The organism is Alcaligenes sp. (assembly GCF_050255915.1).
GTDB lineage: Bacteria > Pseudomonadota > Gammaproteobacteria > Burkholderiales > Burkholderiaceae_B > Alcaligenes > Alcaligenes aquatilis.
Window position 1 is genome coordinate 329,301 of record NZ_JBFWIQ010000002.1, and the last position, 18,239, is coordinate 347,539.

Annotated in this window: 21 protein-coding genes; 15 read left to right on the plus strand and 6 right to left on the minus strand. The window is 56.4% G+C overall.

Going from position 1 to position 18,239, the window contains the following annotated elements:
* Positions 1–3: 3 nt before the first annotated feature.
* From AB7E06_RS03705 to AB7E06_RS03715, 3 genes are all read right to left on the minus strand, one after another.
* Positions 4–447 (minus strand): DUF488 domain-containing protein, encoded by a 444-nt coding sequence (locus AB7E06_RS03705; RefSeq protein ID WP_108727084.1) that lies wholly within the window; start codon positions 445–447, stop codon positions 4–6.
* A gap of 233 nt (positions 448–680) precedes the next feature.
* On the minus strand, positions 681–929 hold the full coding sequence (locus AB7E06_RS03710) for a GlsB/YeaQ/YmgE family stress response membrane protein (protein ID WP_123050762.1): 249 nt from the start codon (positions 927–929) through the stop codon (positions 681–683).
* Positions 930–1,204: 275 nt separating this feature from the next.
* A complete protein-coding gene (locus AB7E06_RS03715) occupies positions 1,205–1,381 on the minus strand; it encodes a hypothetical protein (RefSeq protein ID WP_159063886.1) in 177 nt (58 codons plus the stop codon).
* Between the two features lie 311 nt (positions 1,382–1,692).
* Between AB7E06_RS03715 and thpR the strand changes: the two genes are divergently transcribed.
* The 12 genes from thpR (at position 1,693) to AB7E06_RS03775 (ending at position 11,622) form a co-directional block, all read left to right on the plus strand.
* Positions 1,693–2,292 carry an RNA 2',3'-cyclic phosphodiesterase gene (thpR, locus tag AB7E06_RS03720; protein WP_249460826.1) on the plus strand — a complete coding sequence of 200 codons (600 nt, stop codon included), beginning with the start codon at positions 1,693–1,695 and terminating at the stop codon, positions 2,290–2,292.
* A complete protein-coding gene (locus tag AB7E06_RS03725) occupies positions 2,289–3,227 on the plus strand; it encodes a LysR family transcriptional regulator (RefSeq protein ID WP_230019486.1) in 939 nt (312 codons plus the stop codon). Before thpR ends, AB7E06_RS03725 begins: the two co-directional genes overlap by 4 nt.
* Positions 3,228–3,422: 195 nt before the next feature.
* Positions 3,423–4,097 carry a DUF4286 family protein gene (locus AB7E06_RS03730; protein ID WP_094195274.1) on the plus strand — a complete coding sequence of 225 codons (675 nt, stop codon included), beginning with the start codon at positions 3,423–3,425 and terminating at the stop codon, positions 4,095–4,097.
* Positions 4,098–4,134: 37 nt separating this feature from the next.
* On the plus strand, positions 4,135–5,103 hold the full coding sequence (locus tag AB7E06_RS03735) for a TRAP transporter substrate-binding protein (RefSeq protein WP_108727086.1): 969 nt from the start codon (positions 4,135–4,137) through the stop codon (positions 5,101–5,103).
* A 15-nt stretch (positions 5,104–5,118) separates the two neighbouring features.
* Positions 5,119–5,610: a TRAP transporter small permease gene (locus AB7E06_RS03740; protein ID WP_094195276.1), complete on the plus strand. Its 492-nt coding sequence runs from the start codon at positions 5,119–5,121 to the stop codon at positions 5,608–5,610.
* Positions 5,603–6,898 (plus strand): TRAP transporter large permease, encoded by a 1,296-nt coding sequence (locus AB7E06_RS03745; protein ID WP_108727087.1) that lies wholly within the window; start codon positions 5,603–5,605, stop codon positions 6,896–6,898. Before AB7E06_RS03740 ends, AB7E06_RS03745 begins: the two co-directional genes overlap by 8 nt.
* A gap of 12 nt (positions 6,899–6,910) precedes the next feature.
* A complete protein-coding gene (locus AB7E06_RS03750; RefSeq protein WP_230019484.1) occupies positions 6,911–7,735 on the plus strand; it encodes a peptidylglycine monooxygenase in 825 nt (274 codons plus the stop codon).
* Positions 7,736–7,799: 64 nt separating this feature from the next.
* Positions 7,800–8,936, plus strand: a complete 1,137-nt coding sequence (locus AB7E06_RS03755; protein ID WP_427955187.1) for an MlaE family lipid ABC transporter permease subunit — start codon at positions 7,800–7,802, stop codon at positions 8,934–8,936.
* Positions 8,930–9,727 (plus strand): ABC transporter ATP-binding protein, encoded by a 798-nt coding sequence (locus AB7E06_RS03760; protein ID WP_094195280.1) that lies wholly within the window; start codon positions 8,930–8,932, stop codon positions 9,725–9,727. Before AB7E06_RS03755 ends, AB7E06_RS03760 begins: the two co-directional genes overlap by 7 nt.
* Complete coding sequence (locus AB7E06_RS03765; RefSeq protein WP_125277874.1) at positions 9,727–10,644, plus strand: MlaD family protein; 918 nt, start codon at positions 9,727–9,729, stop codon at positions 10,642–10,644. Before AB7E06_RS03760 ends, AB7E06_RS03765 begins: the two co-directional genes overlap by 1 nt.
* The gene (locus tag AB7E06_RS03770; protein WP_125277873.1) at positions 10,641–11,276 is read left to right on the plus strand and encodes an ABC-type transport auxiliary lipoprotein family protein; all 636 of its coding nucleotides are present in this window, start codon (positions 10,641–10,643) and stop codon (positions 11,274–11,276) included. The genes AB7E06_RS03765 and AB7E06_RS03770 overlap by 4 nt, the downstream gene beginning before the upstream one ends.
* Positions 11,277–11,280: 4 nt before the next feature.
* Complete coding sequence (locus AB7E06_RS03775; protein ID WP_094195283.1) at positions 11,281–11,622, plus strand: hypothetical protein; 342 nt, start codon at positions 11,281–11,283, stop codon at positions 11,620–11,622.
* 196 nt (positions 11,623–11,818) lie between these two features.
* On the opposite strand, the gene AB7E06_RS03780 is transcribed toward AB7E06_RS03775, so the two are convergent.
* Positions 11,819–12,499 (minus strand): HAD family hydrolase, encoded by a 681-nt coding sequence (locus AB7E06_RS03780; RefSeq protein ID WP_094195284.1) that lies wholly within the window; start codon positions 12,497–12,499, stop codon positions 11,819–11,821.
* 205 nt (positions 12,500–12,704) lie between these two features.
* On the opposite strand from AB7E06_RS03780, the gene dctP reads away from it, so the two are divergent.
* From dctP to AB7E06_RS03795, 3 genes are all read left to right on the plus strand, one after another.
* The gene (gene dctP, locus AB7E06_RS03785) at positions 12,705–13,679 is read left to right on the plus strand and encodes a TRAP transporter substrate-binding protein DctP (protein WP_094195285.1); all 975 of its coding nucleotides are present in this window, start codon (positions 12,705–12,707) and stop codon (positions 13,677–13,679) included.
* A gap of 131 nt (positions 13,680–13,810) precedes the next feature.
* A complete protein-coding gene (locus AB7E06_RS03790; protein WP_094195286.1) occupies positions 13,811–14,335 on the plus strand; it encodes a TRAP transporter small permease in 525 nt (174 codons plus the stop codon).
* A gap of 14 nt (positions 14,336–14,349) precedes the next feature.
* Entirely contained in the window at positions 14,350–15,660 is a 1,311-nt protein-coding gene (locus AB7E06_RS03795; RefSeq protein ID WP_230019483.1) for a TRAP transporter large permease, read from the plus strand.
* A gap of 1,100 nt (positions 15,661–16,760) precedes the next feature.
* Here AB7E06_RS03795 and AB7E06_RS03800 read toward each other — a convergent pair.
* Both AB7E06_RS03800 and AB7E06_RS03805 read right to left on the minus strand, forming a co-directional pair.
* Positions 16,761–16,949: a hypothetical protein gene (locus tag AB7E06_RS03800; RefSeq protein WP_125278026.1), complete on the minus strand. Its 189-nt coding sequence runs from the start codon at positions 16,947–16,949 to the stop codon at positions 16,761–16,763.
* Between the two features lie 113 nt (positions 16,950–17,062).
* The gene (locus AB7E06_RS03805; RefSeq protein WP_125278027.1) at positions 17,063–18,223 is read right to left on the minus strand and encodes a thiolase family protein; all 1,161 of its coding nucleotides are present in this window, start codon (positions 18,221–18,223) and stop codon (positions 17,063–17,065) included.
* Positions 18,224–18,239: the final 16 nt, after the last annotated feature.

The following is an 18,239-nucleotide window of genomic DNA, read 5'->3' on the forward strand; positions in this document are numbered from 1 at the left end:
GGCTTATTGCTTGTCTTCTTTCACTACGTGCGCGTAACAAACCGGCGAACTGGGTTCATTGCCGTCGTGTAGGCGATCCTCTTTGGCCAAAGCCTCGATCACAGCCTGTTTCAGCACCGTCAGATAGGAGGTTTGCGGGTCGTGGGTGGCGGTTAGCAATTGCAGCTCGCCTTGGCGGGCCAGTTTCATCAGGGGAAACAAGGCGTCGGGGTCGTGCTGCAGTTGTTCGTGATAGCGGTGCTGGAATTGCTCGGGGGAGATGGCGCCGCTATGAAAATTTTTGCGCAATTCGCTTGCCGGGCTGGCCTCGTGCAGCCATTGGATGTCGCCCAACTCGTCTTTGCTCAGACCGCGCGGCCAGAGGCGGTCTGTGAGTACACGGGCCGCTTTGCCGGCAGGCTCATGGATGGCGTCGTAAATGCGACTTAAGGTGATCGTGTAGGGCATGACTGGCTCCGGGAGCGTCAGGCTTTGTGTGTTCAGGCGCTGGCGGTCAATGACACAGCGTCTGTTTTTTCTGTGAGTCAGGGTCGCGATAGCTACAGGTATCAGTGAATCGCGCCTTATGCAGACTGGCAGACTGCGGTATGGCAGCCTTCCAGTAGTGTGTGGCCGTGGGGATACTGCGGATTGCCAATCACATTAGCTGCAAGGCTGCGGTTTTGTATTTATACGGCGTTTTACGCTTTTTTGCTGACCAGTCCGTAGACAAAGAGGACGATGATGGCACCCACGATGGAGCCGATCCAGCCTGCGCCTTGCCCTGGCACGTACCAGCCCATGGCTTGTCCCAGATAACCTGCAACAAAGGCACCGACAATACCCAGGATGGTTGTCATTATCCATCCCATTTTTTGGTCGCCGGGCATGATGGCTCGTGCCAGCAAACCTACGATAAAGCCCACAATAATCATGGAGATAATACCCATCGTGCTACTCCTGTGCTGTGTGTCGGTCTGGGGTTCGGACCGCTCCGCTTATATTAGGTATGGAGTTTTTAGGCGTCTATCGTTTTGCGTTTTGGAAACAGAGAAAAACGTCAGGTTTTGTAAATGAAGGGCTTGTAATCCACTTCGTTATGTCGGGTGATCGTTGCCTGCATCTGGCTCGGCTTAATCCAGTAAGGCGGGTTTGCGTTTTTGTACCCACTGCGTGGCCTGCTCATATGCGTAGGGCAGTGACAGGGGGCTTTGCGTTTGGCAATCTAGCCCGACAGGGTCTGCGTATTGGCCATGATGATGTCTCGGGCCATACCCCGGTCGGGGGAGGTTGTTGCGAAGGCTTGGCGCTCTAAAGAAGGGGGCCTGCCTGCCAGCGACAGCAAGCCGGTGGTTGTTAAAACGTGGTGGCGCGTACCCGGCTGTGTCGGGGAAACAGCCATGGTTGTCTCCGGTGTTTTTATAGGCTTTCCAAGCGGTCGAGCATATTCTATGCAGGTACAATGCGCGGCTCAAACGCCAAAAAAACATCAAGTTGATGCGGTCTGTGCATAAGCCGGTTCAAGCGTCAGCAAGGGGGCAAGCATGGACTTTCGCAAGCTGCGGCATTTTGTGGCCATTTGCGAACACGGTACGTTTGTCAGGTCGCACGCAATTGCCGGCCTTGGATATTGTTTATGATCTGGCGCGCCGTCTTTGCAGGGCTTAGGCTAAACGCCCTTTTTCTCGATCCGTCTTGTTTGAGGGTTTGCTGATGACGATTCCCTTGCCTACGCTGGACCTGCAGTCGCTTGATGCCGATCACGTTTTGCGCGCATTTATCGGTTGGTGGCCGGACGTACAAACCCGTGCCTGGCTGGCCGAACAGGCGCTGCAGGCGCATGCGATTTACGGCGGGCGCATGATGCAGCCCGATCACTTTCACTTAACACTGGCATTTCTGGATGGCAGCCGCGTGTCTGATCTGCAGACCTTGGCGACACAGATGGCGCAATGGACGGAGCCGCAGATCAAGATGGACCTGACAATGCGTGATGTGTTTGAGAAACCGCGAGTGGTGTGGGCCGGGCCGGACGCGTCGCAAAGCCAGGCATTGACGGCCTTGCAGCAGTGGCACGAAGAGATTTGGGCCAAACTGATTGCCTTGGGCTGGACCCGGCAACCACGTCTTTTTCGTCCGCATGTCTCCTTGCTGCGCCATGCTCAGATTGCTGCTGGTCAGCCGCATGGCCATGCTTTGCCTACGCAGGCTTTTGTGGGGGATGGTGTGGGCCTGATTGTCTCTGTTCCTGGTGAACAGCGCAGTCAGTATCATCTGGCTGCCATGATCAAGCCCGAAAGGACAGGTGCATGAATATCCGCTTTTTGGAAACCTTTATCTGGATCGCTCGCTTGGGCAGTTTTCGTGCAGCCGCGAACAAGCAGCATTTGACGCAAGCGGCTGTCTCAGGGCGGATTGCGGCTCTGGAAAGCGAGTTTCAGAAAACCCTGTTTGAGCGCGGTCATCGTGATCTGCGCCTGACCCCGGCAGGACGCAAGCTGATGCAGTATGCCGAGCAGATGCTGGGTATGGAGCACGATTTGCGCGAGGCCCTGGCAGGCTCCAGCCGTTTAAGCGGCCGTATGCGCCTGGGTGTGGTCGAATCCATTGTGCATACCTGGTTCAAGGATTTGATTCGTCAGTTGCATGCCCTCTACCCCGAACTGGAAATAGAGCTGACCGCCGAATCCACCTTGCGCCTGCATGACTTGCTCAAGCGCGGCACCATTGATGTGGCCTTGCAGACCGACCCCATCATGGGGGATGGCATACGCAACCTGCCGATGGGCTCCATGCGTATGGGCTGGGTGTGCATGGCCGATGAATCCATGCCGGTACGTAGCGGCTTGCAGGAACTGGTGCAGCGTTGGCCTTTGGTGACGTTTCCCCGTGGCTCCCAGCCGCATCTGGCCTTGGTGCAATTGCTCGAACCCTTGCCGGTGGATCAGGCACGGATTCACTATGTCTCTTCGATTGCCGCCAGCACGCAATTGATCGAAGCTCAACCTTGCATTGCGACTTTGCCCTTGGCGGCAGTCAGCCGTCAGTTGGACAGTGGGCTGTATCAGGAGATTGTGTGTGAGCATGCCTTGCCCGACTTGCGCCTGGTCGCCAGTTGGCGGCCTGACCCTTTAACGCAGACCGCCCAGGCAGTGATTGGCGTGGCGCTGGAGCGCATGCATCATTTTGCGGCCGAGCATCCTGGACTGGCTTTACCCCCGCCAGACACGCGTGTCTTTGCCATTTAGCCTTTGAGGGTTTTCCCCTTGACTGTGCCTGTGTACGGATTGTCACCTTGCTTGATAATCTAGATACTGCGCCATTCGCTTTGTCTGATCGCTTTTTCCTATCGACCCAGGTGGAAATAAAACATTTGGACTCTGCTTAGAAGCCGTTGGACACTCCCACAAAGAGTGTGCAATAACCTTTTTGGGGAGGCTTTCGTGTCTGCTACTTTTCGTACTGATCGTGATGCACCGGGGGAACTGTTTATCTGGACGGATATCGCCCCTGAGCATGAGCAGGATTTCAATCAATGGTATGAGCGCGAGCACATGGCTGAACGCGCGGCCATACCGGGTTTTCAATGGTCGCGTCGTTATGTGCGCCATGGTGCCGGGCGCAAGTATCTGGCTTTGTATCGCACGCAGTCCTTGCGTGTTTTTGGGACGGCGGAATATAAAAAAGCCTTTGAGCAGCAAACGGACTGGTCTAATACCAATTTTGCCCGTATGAGCAATACCCAGCGCCGCGTAATGGCGGTGTCGTTGCTCGGTGGTGCTGGCACAGGTGCTGTTGTGTTGCTGGTACGTCTGCCAGAAGCGGCTCAGCGACAAGCGTTGGCACGTCAATGTGCCGCCTATCTGGAACAGACCGATGGCCTGCTGGCCTTGCGCGTACTGACACCTGATCCGGAGCTCTCTACCCCTTTACCGTCCGAGGATGTGCAACAGCGCAGCCTGGACCCTTACCTGGTGGCTGATCTGACCACCCTTGACGCCGCTCGTATCCTGGCTGCCCGCTTGCAGCAGGATTTAGGGGTGGCAACAAACGATGTATCCGAGTTTTCTTTGCTGTGGGATCTGCAGTCACGGGATCTGAATGCGGGCCGCTCATAAGGCGGTCATCACCTCAATTCTTGGGAGAAGCGACATCATGATTAAAAAACTACTTTCCATTGCCTGCGTCTTTGCGTTGGCAGGCACTGCTCAGGCCGCGACCAACTGGAACATGAGTACCGAGCAGCCCGATAGCAATTTCCTGACGCAAAATGCGCGCGAGTTCGCGGCGGATATCAAAGCGGCGACTAATGGCGAATTGAATATCAACGTGCAGTCGAACTCGGTGCTGCTCAAGCGCCCCGAGGTCAAGCGTGGCGTCCAGCAAGGCGTGGTGCAGGCTGGTGAAATGCTGGTGGCGGCCATCGGTAATGAAGATCCCCTGTTTGAAGTCGATAGCGTGCCCTTGCTGGCTTCGTCGTTCGATGAGTCAGAAAAGCTCTGGAAAGCCACACGTCCCTTCCTGGCAGAGCGCCTGGACAAGCAAGGCATCATTCTGGTGTATGGCTCGCCTTGGCCTCCGCAGGGGATTTACACCAAAAACCCCGTGGAACAATTGTCTGACCTGGAAGGCGTGCGTTTCCGTGCTTATAGCCCGGCAACCAGCCGTTTGGTCTCCTTGATGGGGGCCGTGCCGACCACTGTGCAAACGCCCGAAGTCCCTCAGGCTTTTTCCACCGGCATTATCGATGCCATGCTGACCTCGCCCGCCACGGGTGTGGACTCGCAGGCCTGGGACTATGTGAAGTACTACTACGATGCCCAGGTGTTTATTCCACAAAGCTTTGTGATCATTAACAAGCGTGCCTTTCAGCGTCTGCCCGAGAATGTTCAGAAAGCGGTTCTGGAAGCGGGTGAACGCGCCGAACAACGCGGTTGGGCCATGTCGCGCGAGCAAACGTCCAAACTGACCCAGACCATGGCCGATAAGGGCATGGTGGTAGGCCAGTTAAGCGAAAAGCTGGCCGGCGAGATGCGGGCGATCGGCCAGACCATGACCGAAGAGTGGTTGAAGAAAGCCGGTGCCGACGGTCAGAAGCTGCTTGATACCTACCGTCAGCCCTAAACAAGGAGTGCGTCCATGATTGTGCTCGAGCGTATGGCCAGAGTATGCGGCGCACTGGCCGCACTCTTTCTATGTTTGATCGGGGTGGTGGTGACGGCGCAGATCGTGGCGCGCCTGTTCTCTACGCAAATCCCCGCGTCGGATGATTTTGCTGGCTGGTTTATGGCAGCGTCGATTTTTCTGGCGCTGCCCTACGCCATGTTGCATGGTGACCATATCCGGGTGTCCTTGTTGCTGCAGGTGATCCCGGAGCGTTTGCGACGCCCTTATGAACTAGTGGCAACGCTGATCGGGCTTGTGCTGGCTGCCTGGTGTACCTGGGAGACGGCCCACTTTGTCTATGAGTCCTTTATCTACAAGGAAGTGGCGCAAGGCATGGTGGCAGTGCCGCTGTGGATTCCCCAATTGGGGATGCCCATTGGTCTGGGCTTGCTGACCTTGATGTTGTTGCGGCGCTTGCTGCGCGTGGTTCAAGGTCAAGAATTGGAGGCGACTGAGCATGGCTGATTTATCTCAGGCAATTGTGCTGTTTGTTGTTCTGCTTGCCTTGCTGGCCAGTGGCGTGTGGGTGGCGCTGGTTTTGATCGCTTGCGGTATCTTGTCTATTTTTCTGTATGCCGATGCGCCTGCAGGCATTATTTTCGCGACCAAGGCGTGGGACTCTTCGGCCAGTTGGGCCTTGACGGCCTTGCCCCTGTTTATCTGGATGGGGGAGATTCTGTATCGCACCCGCCTGGCCGAGGACATGTTCAGTGGCCTGGGGCCGTGGGTACAGCGTTTGCCGGGCCGTCTGTTACACGTCAACACCTTGGGTTGCGGTATTTTTGCGGCGGTCAGCGGTTCGTCGGCGGCCACGGCGGCCACGATAGGCCGTATTTCCTTGCCTGAACTGAAGGCGCGTGGCTATGACGACAGGATCAGTATCGGTTCGCTGGCCGGTGCCGGGACCTTGGGCCTGCTGATTCCGCCTTCCATTGTGATGATTGTGTATGCGGTGGCCGCACAAGTTTCCATCATTCGACTGTTTGTGGCGGGTGTGCTGCCAGGCCTTTTGCTGATGTGCCTGTTTTCGGCCTACATCGCTTTTTGGTCTATCCGCCATCCGGATCGTGTGCCCTCGGCAACCGAGCAACTAAGCCTGAGCGAGAAGGTACGACGCTTGCGCTTGCTGTTGCCGGTCGTCTTGCTGATCATTGCGGTGATCGGGTCGATTTACGGGGGTATCGCCACGGCGACTGAAGCGGCTGTGCTGGGTGTCATTGGTTCTTTGGTGATTGCCGCTTTTGGTCGTTCCCTGAGCTGGAAAACCTTTACCGCCAGTTTGCTGGGTGCGGCGCGCACCTCGTGCATGATTTCCTTCATTCTGATCGGCGCCGCTTATTTGACCAGTGCCATGAGCTTTACTGGCCTGCCTGCAAATCTGGCGGCCTGGATTGGCTCTTTGGGCCTGAACCAATACGCCCTGATTGCTGTATTGACGGTGTTCTTTGTGATTTTGGGCGCCTTTCTGGATGGTATTTCCATTGTGGTGCTGACCACTTCGGTCTTGCTGCCTGCGGTGATTGCCGCCGGTATTGATCCCATCTGGTTTGGTGTTTATCTGATCCTGACCGTGGAAATGGCCCAGATTACCCCGCCTATTGGTTTTAACTTGTTTGTGATCCAGAGCATTACCGGGCGCAATCTGTTCGAGCTGGTACGCATGGCGCTCCCGTTTTTTCTGTTGCTGGTTCTGGCGACCGTTCTGGTGACGATATTCCCGCAAATTGTCCTGGTCTTGCCTAACGCCATGTAAGGGAGGCGGAAGATGGCACTTGCTTATGTGATCTTGGGTTCGCAACGCTACAAAGTAGAGCGCGCCTGGACTCAGGCTGATATCAGCGGCATCACCAGTGTGGCGGTGCTGACAGACGGGCGTATCGCTGCCTTGCTGCGTCGTCCGGCCTGTGTCTTGGTACTGGCACCGGATGGTCAGGTGTCAGCGCGCTGGTCTTTGGAGGACATGCTGTGCCCGCACCATATCAGTGCCCGTCCGCAAGGCGGGGTACTGGTGACGGATCTGGATGGACATCAGGTCCTGGCTTTGGGCCCCCAAGGCCATGAGCAATGGCGTTTGGGCACGCCTGGACAGCCCTGTTGGCAAGAGCCGTTCAACCATCCCACGCACGCCGTTGAATGTGGTGATGGCGGCTTGTGGGTAAGTGATGGCTACGGCAATACCGTGGTGCATCGCTTTGATCCGCAGCGCCAATGGCTGGCTGCGTTGGGGGCGCCTGGCCCAGGCCCTTTGCAGTTCAGCACGCCTCATATGCTCGCGTGTGCTGCTGATGGTTCGATCTGGGTAGCCGACCGCGAAAACAACCGTGTCCAGCATCTGGATGTCCAAGGCCGTTATCTGGGTGAATTGCGCCCCCTGCACAAACCCATGGCGGTGGCTGTGCAAACTGACGGTTCGGTGTTGGTTAGCGATCAAACGGCCAGCTTGTCTTTGTTCGACCCGGATTCGGGCACATTAGTAGGACGTTGCCGGGTGCAAGGTGTCTACGGACACGGGCTGTCCGTCGGCTTGGACGGGCGTATTTATATAGCGGAAATGTTGCCGGATTGTTTGACTTGCTTACAGCCCGCTTAATTGTCCACAAAGCATGAAAAAGTAGTCGGCGCTATGGAAGCTGTCAGAGCAAATCCATTAGACTATGCGCATGAATACGTCCGTGCCTCTGTATGTTCGTACAGACTCCCCTGGTCAGCTGCAATTGCTAGGCGATTGGTCCTTGCGTCACTATGAAGCGCTGCAAAGTAGTTTGCGCTCGATAAGTGACAAGCAGGGCCGTTGGTCTTTGGATTTCAGCCAATTGAAGTCCCTGGACACAACAGGTGCTCAAGTCCTGTGCGAATGGCTGGGTGCCGAGCGTGTGCAAACGGCCTTGGACAGTGCTCAAGGCTTGTCCAAAGAGCGCCATCAATTATTGCAAACCGTTGCCAAGGCAATGAGCCGCATGGATGAGGAGCACGTGACTGCGGCGCGTTGGGGGATGACGGATCTGCTCGAGCGCGTGGGCCTGTCCATGGTCCACATCACGCGCAATATGCGTGAGCTTTTGGGTTTTATTGGCCTGACGCTGGAAACGCTCATCCTGAATATGCTGCGGCCCAGCCAGTGGCGCGTCACCTCGATTGTGGCGCAGTTGGAAGAGACCGCCTTTAACGCCGTACCTATTGTGGCCTTGCTGACGTTCCTGGTGGGGGCGGTGATCGCATTTCTGGGAGCGACGGTGCTGGCGGATTTTGGCGCCACCATTTACACCGTAAATCTGGTTGGTTTTTCCTTTTTGCGTGAGTTTGCGGTGCTGTTGACGGCCATCTTGATGGCAGGCCGCACCGCCAGTGCCTTTACCGCGCAGATCGGCTCCATGAAAGCGAACGAAGAAATTGATGCTTTACGCGCTCAGGGCTTGAATCCCATGCTGATTCTGGTCATTCCGCGCGTATTGGCCATGCTATTGGCTATGCCTATCTTGACCTTTGTGGGCATGGTGGCCGGGATCTTCGGCGGCGGCTTGGTCTGCGCCCTGATTCTGGATATCTCGCCCACCATGTTCATCAATATCTTCAATCAGGATATTGATTTGCGGCACTTTGTGCTGGGCATGGCCAAGGCTCCGATTTTTGCCTTTTTGATTGCTGTGATCGGTTGCCAGGAAGGCTTTAAAGTGACCGGCAGCGCCCAGTCCGTGGGGGAGCACACGACTTCAGCCGTGGTGCAGTCCATCTTCATCGTGATCTTGATTGATGCGCTGGCCGCGTTGTTCTTCATGGAGATGGGATGGTAGAGGCAGCCGCTCGTCCCATTATTCAAGTACGTGATCTGGACAATCGCTTTGGCGATCATGTCGTGCATGAGCATCTGGATATGGATGTGTATCCCGGCGAGATTGTGGGTGTGGTGGGTGGTTCCGGCACAGGCAAGTCCGTGCTGCTGCGCTCCATTCTGGGACTGCGCCCACCCACCGGCGGCACGGTACGCATTTTTGATCAGGAAATCGGCACCCTGTCGCCCGAGGATCGTTCGCGACTGGAACGCCGTTTGGGCGTGCTGTTCCAGCAAGGCGCGTTGTTCTCCTCGCTGACGGTGGTGGAGAACATTGCCATGCCTCTGATCGAGCATATTGGCCTGTCTCGTGCTGCCGCTGAACATATTGCCGCCATGAAAATGGCCTTGGCAGGTTTACCGGCCAATGCGGCTACCAAATACCCAGCAGAATTGTCCGGTGGCATGATCAAGCGTGCTGCCCTGGCACGTGCGCTGGCGCTGGATCCGGAAATTCTGTTTCTGGATGAACCCACTGCCGGGCTGGACCCGGTGGGTGCGGGGGATTTTGACCAGCTTATTTTGACCTTGCGCGATGCGCTGGGATTGACCGTGTTTTTGGTGACACACGATCTGGATACGCTCTACACCATTTGTGATCGGGTGGCCGTGCTGGCGCAAAAGCGCGTGCTGGTCAACGACACACTGGCCCGCGTAGAGCAAGTTGATAACGACTGGATCCGGGAGTACTTCCACGGTCCACGGGGACGGGCCGCCCAACAGGCCCAAAACCGTCGTCAGGAGCATAATTAATGGAACCGCGTGCCCATCATGTATTGATCGGGGTCTTTACCTTGGTAGTGGCGGCGGCCGCTGTCCTGTTCTCGCTTTGGCTGGCCAAGTCGGGGCAAGATGCCGAGACCCGCGATTACGATATTGTCTTTCTGGAAGGTGTGCGTGGTCTGTCTCGTGGCAGCGCCGTGCAATACAACGGCTTGCGTGTCGGTGAAGTGCGCTTGCTGCGCCTGGACCCGAATGACTTGCAGCGTGTGCGAGCGCAAGTGGCGATTCAGGCTTCCATCCCGATTCATGAAGACACGCAAGCTCGCCTGGCACTGGCTGGTATCACCGGCCAGTCCGTGATCGAGCTTAGCGGCGGCACACCGAACAGCCCCTTGCTGGAAGCGCCCGACGATGGCCTGCCCATGATTGTGGCCTCGCCGTCTCCGCTGGCCCAATTGATGGCAGGTGGCGAGGAGCTGATGACGCAAATTTCCAAGTTGCTCGATAACGCCAATACGTTCCTGTCGTCCGAGAACTCCCAATCCCTGTCGGCCAGTCTGCAAAAACTGGAAGTCTTGATGGGCCAGCTCTCGACCGCCAGCGAAGGCGTGCCAGCCTTGGTGAAGGAGCTGTCCCAGGCCAGCCAGCAAGCCACTACCTTGCTGTCTTCTACACAAGGTCTGGTAGACCGTCAGGGTACGCAGGCCATGAATGCCATCCAGAAATCCATGGAAGATTTCAGCCGTGCCACGCAAAGCTTGAACACGCTGCTGGAGCAGAATTCGGCAGCTATTGGCCGGGGCGCTCAGGGTTTGACCGAGATCGAACCGGCATTGCGAGAATTGCGTCAGGTGCTGGCCGGTTTCCGCGCCGTCACCTCCCGTCTGGAAGATAATCCGGCCGGCTATCTTTTGGGTCGCGACAAATTACAGGAGTTCACACCATGATGCCCACTGTTGTGCGTCGTTTTTTACAGGTGTCGCTAGTGGGTCTGGCTGCCCTGTCTGCCGCTTGTTCTGTTCTGCCTCAGGCGGAGTCCCTGACGTATTATCAGCTTCCGGCAACGGCCTTGAAGGCGCAGTCCGCACCTGCTTCGCATAGAAGTTTAATCATTCAGGTGAACCGGCCTCACGCCGAGCGCCTGCTGGCCAGTTCGCGCATCACGGTGCTGCCTCAAGGTAATGAGCTCAGCGCGTATAAAGGCGTACGTTGGGGTGACGATGCACCCGCCCTGTTGCGTAACCGTCTGGCCGATGGTTTACGTGATGCGGCTCAATTCCGGGCGGTGGTGCTGGATAGCGAATCCGTCATTGCTGATGTGGAGCTTGGCGGGACGCTGGGCGCCTTTCAGGTGGAGTATGTCCAGGGCGTTCCACGGGTACGGATTCAGTTTGATGCTTTAGTGCGTGATCAGCGCTCGGGCCAGTTGATTCAGACCCGCCGCTTTGTCGCTCAACAAGAAGTTGACGGCACGGCCGTGCCACAGGTGGTTGAAGCATTTGGGCAGGCTACCGATGCCTTGTCCTTGCAAGTTAGCCAATGGTTAGCTTCTTTAACTGTTCAGGCCAATACGCTTTAATGACATGTACGAGTCACGTGATCAGCCCTTGATTTCGCGTTGGCAGTTTGCCAAGCGCCTGTTGGCGCATGCCTCGATCGGCATCGTGTTTGTGGTCTTTTCCCTGATGCTGGGGGCATTGGGCCATATGTGGTTTGAAGAGAACGTACATTGGCACGATGCGGCCTTGAATGCGGCCATGATGGTCGGTGGGTTGGGGCCGATGGCCTTGCCTGAAACATGGGCTGGCAAAGTGTTTTTTGCCATTTATGGGGCGTATGTCAGCCTGGTGTTGGCCGCAGCGTTCGGGCTGATTATTGCGCCGGTGCTGCATCGAATTTTGCACACCTTCCATCTGGAAGACTAAGCAACAGAAAAAAGGCCCCATACTACGCCTTGCGGTTTGCTGCCGTCCGAGGGGGCTTTTTATTGGCAGCACCGAGTCTTAAGGCGGTCTGGCGGCAAATAAGGCGCTGTGTTTTAAGCAGTTCCAAAAGGTTGGATCTCCCTCTTTTGAAGAAACTGCTCAAAACACAGCGCCTTTTCTATTGTCTGGCTATGAATCAGCCTTGTACGCGTTCCTGCTCCAGCTTGGCGATCAACGTGGGTAATTCATCCATGCGGCGGAAGGTGTCACGCACACCAAGACGGCGCAAGTCCTCTTGCTTGTCGGGGACCGGGCAATAGCCCAAGACGGTGGCCCCGGCAGCCAAGCCAGCCGTTGCGCCCGTGACGCTGTCTTCCACAACCAGACATTCCTTGGGGTCGACACCCAAGCCATGCGCGGCGGCCAGATAGACATCCGGGTAGGGTTTGTTGCGGGGCGTCTCTGCACCGCTATAGATATGGGTGCCAAAGTAATCCAGCAGACCAGTCTGGCCCAGTTGCAGTGCCAGCTTGCCGCGGTCGGCGCCGGACGCACAGGCAATCATGCCGGGCTTGTCGCGCAAGATCGCGTCCAGCGTGTCCTGAATACCGGGAATGGCCATGACTTCATTGCTCAGTGCATGGTTGCGGCGCATGCGAAAGGCCATTACCCATTCCATATCCAGATCTTTACCGGTCATCTTGCGCACGGTGGGTAGTTCGTCGGGCAGCGCTTTGCCAATGAACCAGTCATAGCATTGCTCGTAGGTCATGACCCAGCCTTCTTCTTGCAGCATGTCCCGCAGCACGCGAACCGTGATGGGTTCGCTGTCCACCAGCACACCGTCACAATCAAACAGCACAGCGGAAAATGTCATGAGTCATCCCTATTAAGCAATAAAACGTCAAGTTTGTGATGATACCGCAGGCTGCCCACCCACAGGATTGAGGTGCAATGAGGGGGCGCACCCTATGAAGCCCTTAGGGGGCTTAGTGAAAACCCCGACTCATAAATAATTGATTATTGATATATTTATATCTAAACTAAAATTTCATTACACACATTTCTGCGGAACTTCCGTCATGGTGCATAAAACAACTCGAGTAGTGGCAGCAGCCTTGCTGGCATTGGGAATGGCTGGCGCTCAGGCAGCGGAAGTTACGCTGAAAGCGGTATCTGTCTTTACGATGGACACCTTCTTTACCAAGCGCTTCAAGCAGTTCGTTGACAAGGTCAACGCAGAAGGCAAGGGGTTGGTGCAGATCAATGTCATTGGCGGCCCAGAGGCCATTCCGCCTTTCGAGGTCGGCAATGCGCTGCGTTCTGGCGTGATTGATTTCGCCAATACCACCGCCGTCTTTCATGCCAATCTGGTGCCAGAGGCACTGGCCTTGACGCTGACAGAAAAACCCATGAGCGAGCTGCGCCAGAACGGCGGCTACGAGCTGATGGACAAGATTCACCGCGAGAAAGCCAACATCACTTGGCTGGCTCGTACGACGGACGGTTTGCAATACCACATCTACACCAACAAGCCCGTGACCTCGGCTGACCTGTCGGGCTTCAAGCTGCGCGGTGTGCCGGTGTACCTGTCCTTCTTTCGCGAAATTGGCGCAACCCCGCTGCAGATTCCACCGGGCGAGGTCTACACCGCGCTGGAGCGTGGTGTCGTGGACGGCTATGGCTGGCCTTCTGTGGGCGTGATGGAAATGGGCTGGCATGAAAAGACCAAATACCGTGTAGAGCCAGGCTTCTACAACGTGGAAGTGGGTTTTTTCATGAACCAAAAGAGCTGGGAAAAACTGGACGAAGACCAGAAAGCCTTCATGCGCAAGCAGATCGAGTGGATGGAGTCGCAGAACGTGACTGAACACCAGATGGCAATCGAAGAAAAAGCGGCGACCGAACAAGCCGGTGTGCAAGCGCTGGTACTGGAACCTGAGGCCGCTCGTGCCTTGCGCACCAAAGCCTACGAAGCAGGCTGGGCCGGTATCGACAAATCCAGTCCCAAATATGCGGCGCAATTGCGTGAATTGTTTGGTGGCTATCAGCCTTAAGCCAGTTTATTGATGATTTAGTTTGAGAGTGGACATTGTGCCCTTGGGGGACAGTGTCCACTTTTTGATGGTGCCATATGGGTGGCTAGATGTCCGCCCTTTCAGTGACCTTGATCTGCGGAGAAGACGCGATGTCTGCTGCCACTGCCTCGGAAGGCTTGCCTTCCAACCCGACCTGGGGGCGTCCGTACGCCCTGTTAATGAATACTTGTGGCGCCGTCGCGGCCCTGACCTTTGGGCTGATGAGCCTGCTGGTGTGCGCGGATGTGGTGCTGCGCAACCTGGGCTACGACGCGCTATCCACCAGCGTGGAAATAACCGAATACATGTTGATCATTGCCACCTTCGTGGCAGCACCGTGGGTGCTGTACCTGGGCGGCCATATTCGTATCGATGTGCTGTTTAACAACTTGCCCCTGCCCATGCAGCGTGGCCTGGACCTGCTCTCTAACCTGTTGGGGCTGACCGTCTGTGGCATTTTGGCCTGGCAATGCGCGGTCGTTGCCCTGGACTCGTACGAGCAAGGGGCCCTGGTCTTTAAAGCCCTGGTCTTTCCAGAATGGTGGCTGAATCTGCCTTTGTTGTTTGGTGCATCCATGTTGGCGCTGGAGTTTCTGCGCCGCCTGATTTCCCGTCCCGTTGAGCAAGGAGCCTGAACATGGAATGGCACATGGCATTGATTCTGTTGCTAGGATCGCTCTTTGTCTTGATGGCGATCGGCACACCCGTCGTTTTTGCCTTTCTGTCCGTCAACCTGTTGGGGGCTTGGCTGTTTCTGGGTGAAGCGGCAGGTTTGGCACAATGGGCGCGCAACACCACCGCCTCCATTGGCAGCTTTTCCTTAACCCCCATTCCTTTATTCGTCTTGATGGGCGAGGTGTTGTTTCACACCGGGCTGGCCTTCAAGGCCATTGACTCCATCGAGCGCATGATCTCGCGCGTGCCGGGCAAACTGTCTATCGTCAGTATCCTGGGGGGGACAACCTTTGCGACGTTGTCGGGCTCGTCCATTGCCAACACGGCCATGATGGGCGGCGTGATGCTGCCAGAAATGCTGCGTCGCGGTTATCACCCCACCATGGCCATGGGCCCCATCATGGCGGTAGGCGGTATTGCCATGCTGATCCCTCCTTCGGCTCTGGCTGTCATGCTGGGGAGTCTGGCTGGTATCTCCATCGAACGACTGTTGATCGGCGGTATCTTGCCGGGCATCTTGATGGCAGCCGGCTTCCTGGCCTACGTCGTGGTACGTAGCCGCCTGCGCCCACAGGATGCCCCCATGAGCGACGAAGATCCGGCCATTCGCCTGAAAGGTTGGGTCTTGTGGAAGCCCTTTGTGTTTAACGTCTTGCCATTGTTGGGTATTTTTGTTGCGGTCGTCGGCTCGATGCTGGTCGGTTGGGCATCGCCCACCGAGTCGGCTGCGATTGGTGTCGTGGCCTCGGTGCTGGCAACCATTGCCTACCGCGCTCTGACCCTGAAAGCCCTGTGGAAAAGCCTGATCGAAACCGCCAAAGTCTCGGTTGTGATTCTGTTCATTCTGGCTGCATCAACCACGTTTGCTCAATTGCTCAGCTTCTCTGGAGCCAGCGCAGGCTTTTTGGGCATGATCAAAGACTACAACCTGTCGCCCTTCGTGCTGGTGGTGTGCATGTTGCTGGTGCTGATAGTCATGGGCATGGTGTTGGATCAAATCTCCATGATGATGATTGCCTTGCCGTTTTTCATGCCTCTGGCTCTGGCTGCTGGCGTGGATACCGTCTGGCTGGGCGTGATGATTCTGATCGCACTGGAAATCGGCTTGCTGACGCCACCCTTTGGCCTGTTGCTGATAGTGATGCAAAGCGTGGCCCCTCCATCCATCCGTTTGCCTCAGATCTACAGTGCCGCCGTGCCCTTCCTGGTCATAGAAATCGGCATCCTGGCCCTGGTCCTGTTTGTCCCCTGGATTGCCGTGGGTCTGCCAGGCCTGATCGGCTAAGACCGAACAGTCCGCTGAAAAGAGGGGCAACAGCGATGTTGTCCCACACAGAAAACCAGAGTCTCGAACAGGCTCTCCGGGCAAAAACGAAAAACCTGAGTTCGGCGTTTGCCAAACTCAGGTTTTTTTGTCGCCGGGCCGCCCCAAGACAAAAGGCACCCCCCTCGGGGGGCAGCAAGCCAAAGGCGCGGCGAGGGGGCTTGTTTTGTCGCCGGGCCGCCCCAAGACGAAAAGCACCCCCTTGGGGGGCAGCAAGCCAAAGACGCAGCGTGGGTTTTTTTGTGCGCGATAGCATAGATCCGTTCTGGCCGTATCTCTGCCTGCTTAAAAGCGACTGATGTGGGAGCCGGATTTCATTGCCAAGCCGCCTTTCAGCTTCTTGCAGACTTTTGGGGGGGGCGTGGGCTGGCTTCATGGGTTTGGGCCGTGCTAAACCAAGATAGTGCTGAGAGCCAAGGCAAGCCGTGCGCCCGTTTTGAACCCGTTTGTCGTACGACCCAGTTGAACAAGGCAGACGCATAAGATCGCCGAGAGTTGTCATCCTAATTTTTCAAAAAAGTCAGTTAGACCGCCAGTGCTGGATAGCAAATATCTCGTTCGAGACGCAAACTGTGACCCTGGAAAACTCAACCAACAATCGTCCGATAAAAGATGCTGTGAGCTGATCGAGGGGCGGTGCCGGTGTGGGGGCGGATCAGGTGACTTGCCGCAGGCAGATCATTGCGTAGGGATGCAAGCACTTTGCTGTTCGAGTCCGGCGCTTGTGATTGGTCCGGCGGACCAATCACCGAACGAGTTCAAGGTGCGCCCGTAGCGATTATCTGACCAGGGCATCGGCGTGCAGCGCCGGCAAGTTGCCAGCCCCGACACCGGCACCGCCCCTCGATCAGCGTTTTATAGTCACCCTCTTTATCACCGGGCAGTTGATGATCCTGACCTTTGGACGAGAGTGTCGGAAATTTTGTGTTCGGGCCTATGATTGCCGGTCAGTTGTTGACCCTGAGTTCTGAGCCATCATTTTTGTGCGCAAAAGCAGAGTGCAAAAGCCTAATTCCCAGCTAGCCAAGCATTAAAAACCAAACTCGCAAGAAAAAAGACTTTTATTTGCGCCCAGGCTCAGCATAAATCCCGCCATCCCGCAAAACCAAAGCGACCTTATCTCCCCGCTGCATGGTTTCATCCAGCACACGAGCAATCAACATCGGCCCCGCATCGCTGGCAACCGTTGCCAGCATATACCTCTCAGCCCCTTCATCAGAGGAGGCACTACGCGTCAGTTCCGTCACCATCCCAGACGAGCACTCCTCAGCCTCAAACTCATCCCCATGACACGTCGGACACAAGAACCGCTCTGGGAATACCCGATGATCACACTGCACACAACGAAACACAGAAGGACCCATCACAAGGCCTCCAAAACAAGAGCTGTCGAACACATGCCATAGCGATACTCCACCATGCCGTAGCCCGTGACCAAACCATAACGGGCCTGCGCCACCTGACGCTCCCCAGCCTGAGCGCTTAACTGACGCATTACCTCCACCAAACCATGCAAGCTGCATGCCGCCCCGGCCTGCCCGGCCGACAACTGCCCGCCAGACGTATTCAAAGGCAGGCGCCCCGTTGCAATCGACTCGTGAATAAACTGCTTTGCGTCATCCGCCTGAAAAAACCCCAAATCCTGCAACTGCGCCAGGACCATGACCGGGTAATCGTCATAAATACTGACGACATCCATCTGCGCCGGACTCAATCCCGATTCCGCCCATAAAGCCGGGGCCAAAGTCGCCAAACCTGTGCTCAAACCATCGCCCTGCTGATCATCAATATTGTGAGCACTGCGTAATGCTTTCACCGTAATTGCTGGCTGATTGTGCGCCGCCGGATGATCCGCGCGCATCACAATCAAGGCATTGGCCCCATCTACCACCGGCACACAATCGAGCCGCGTCAAAGGATCGGCCACTTGAGGCGCATTCAAGTATTCATCCAGACTCATGGGGCTGCGATACACCGCGGCAGGATTCATGCTGGCCCACAAGCGCTGGCGCATCACCAAGGCGGCATAATCCGTCCGTTCCAAACCCAGCTTGCGCATTTGATTGGCGGTTAGCATGGCAAAGCGATGATTCGGACTGCCTGCGCCTAACGGCCGTAAATGATCGTAAGTTGTCTGGTTATAGTTCTCGACCAGTTGCTGGAAGTCCTTGGCCTGAAAATGATCGCCGGCCACAATCGCAATACAGCGGGCATCCCCTGCCTGAACCGCGCGAATCGCGTGCTGCAAAATATTCAGCCCGCTGGCCCCGCCATTGCTGTCATCCATTATCCAGCCCACCGTCAAACCCAGCTTCCAGGCCAGATCAATAGCCCGATCCGGGGCGTGGGTGAATGAGGCTACTCCCAGACCATCAATATCGCTGGCCTTCAAACCTGCGGTGGCAAGAGACTGCTTGAAAGCCTGGGCCAGCAGCTCGGAGGTGCCAAGCTGACCACGCCGGGTATAGGTGACCTCGGTCGCGCCCAGCAGGCGCACCGTCTCCAGATTAAAACTAGGCGTCATATCGAATTCCAGTGGC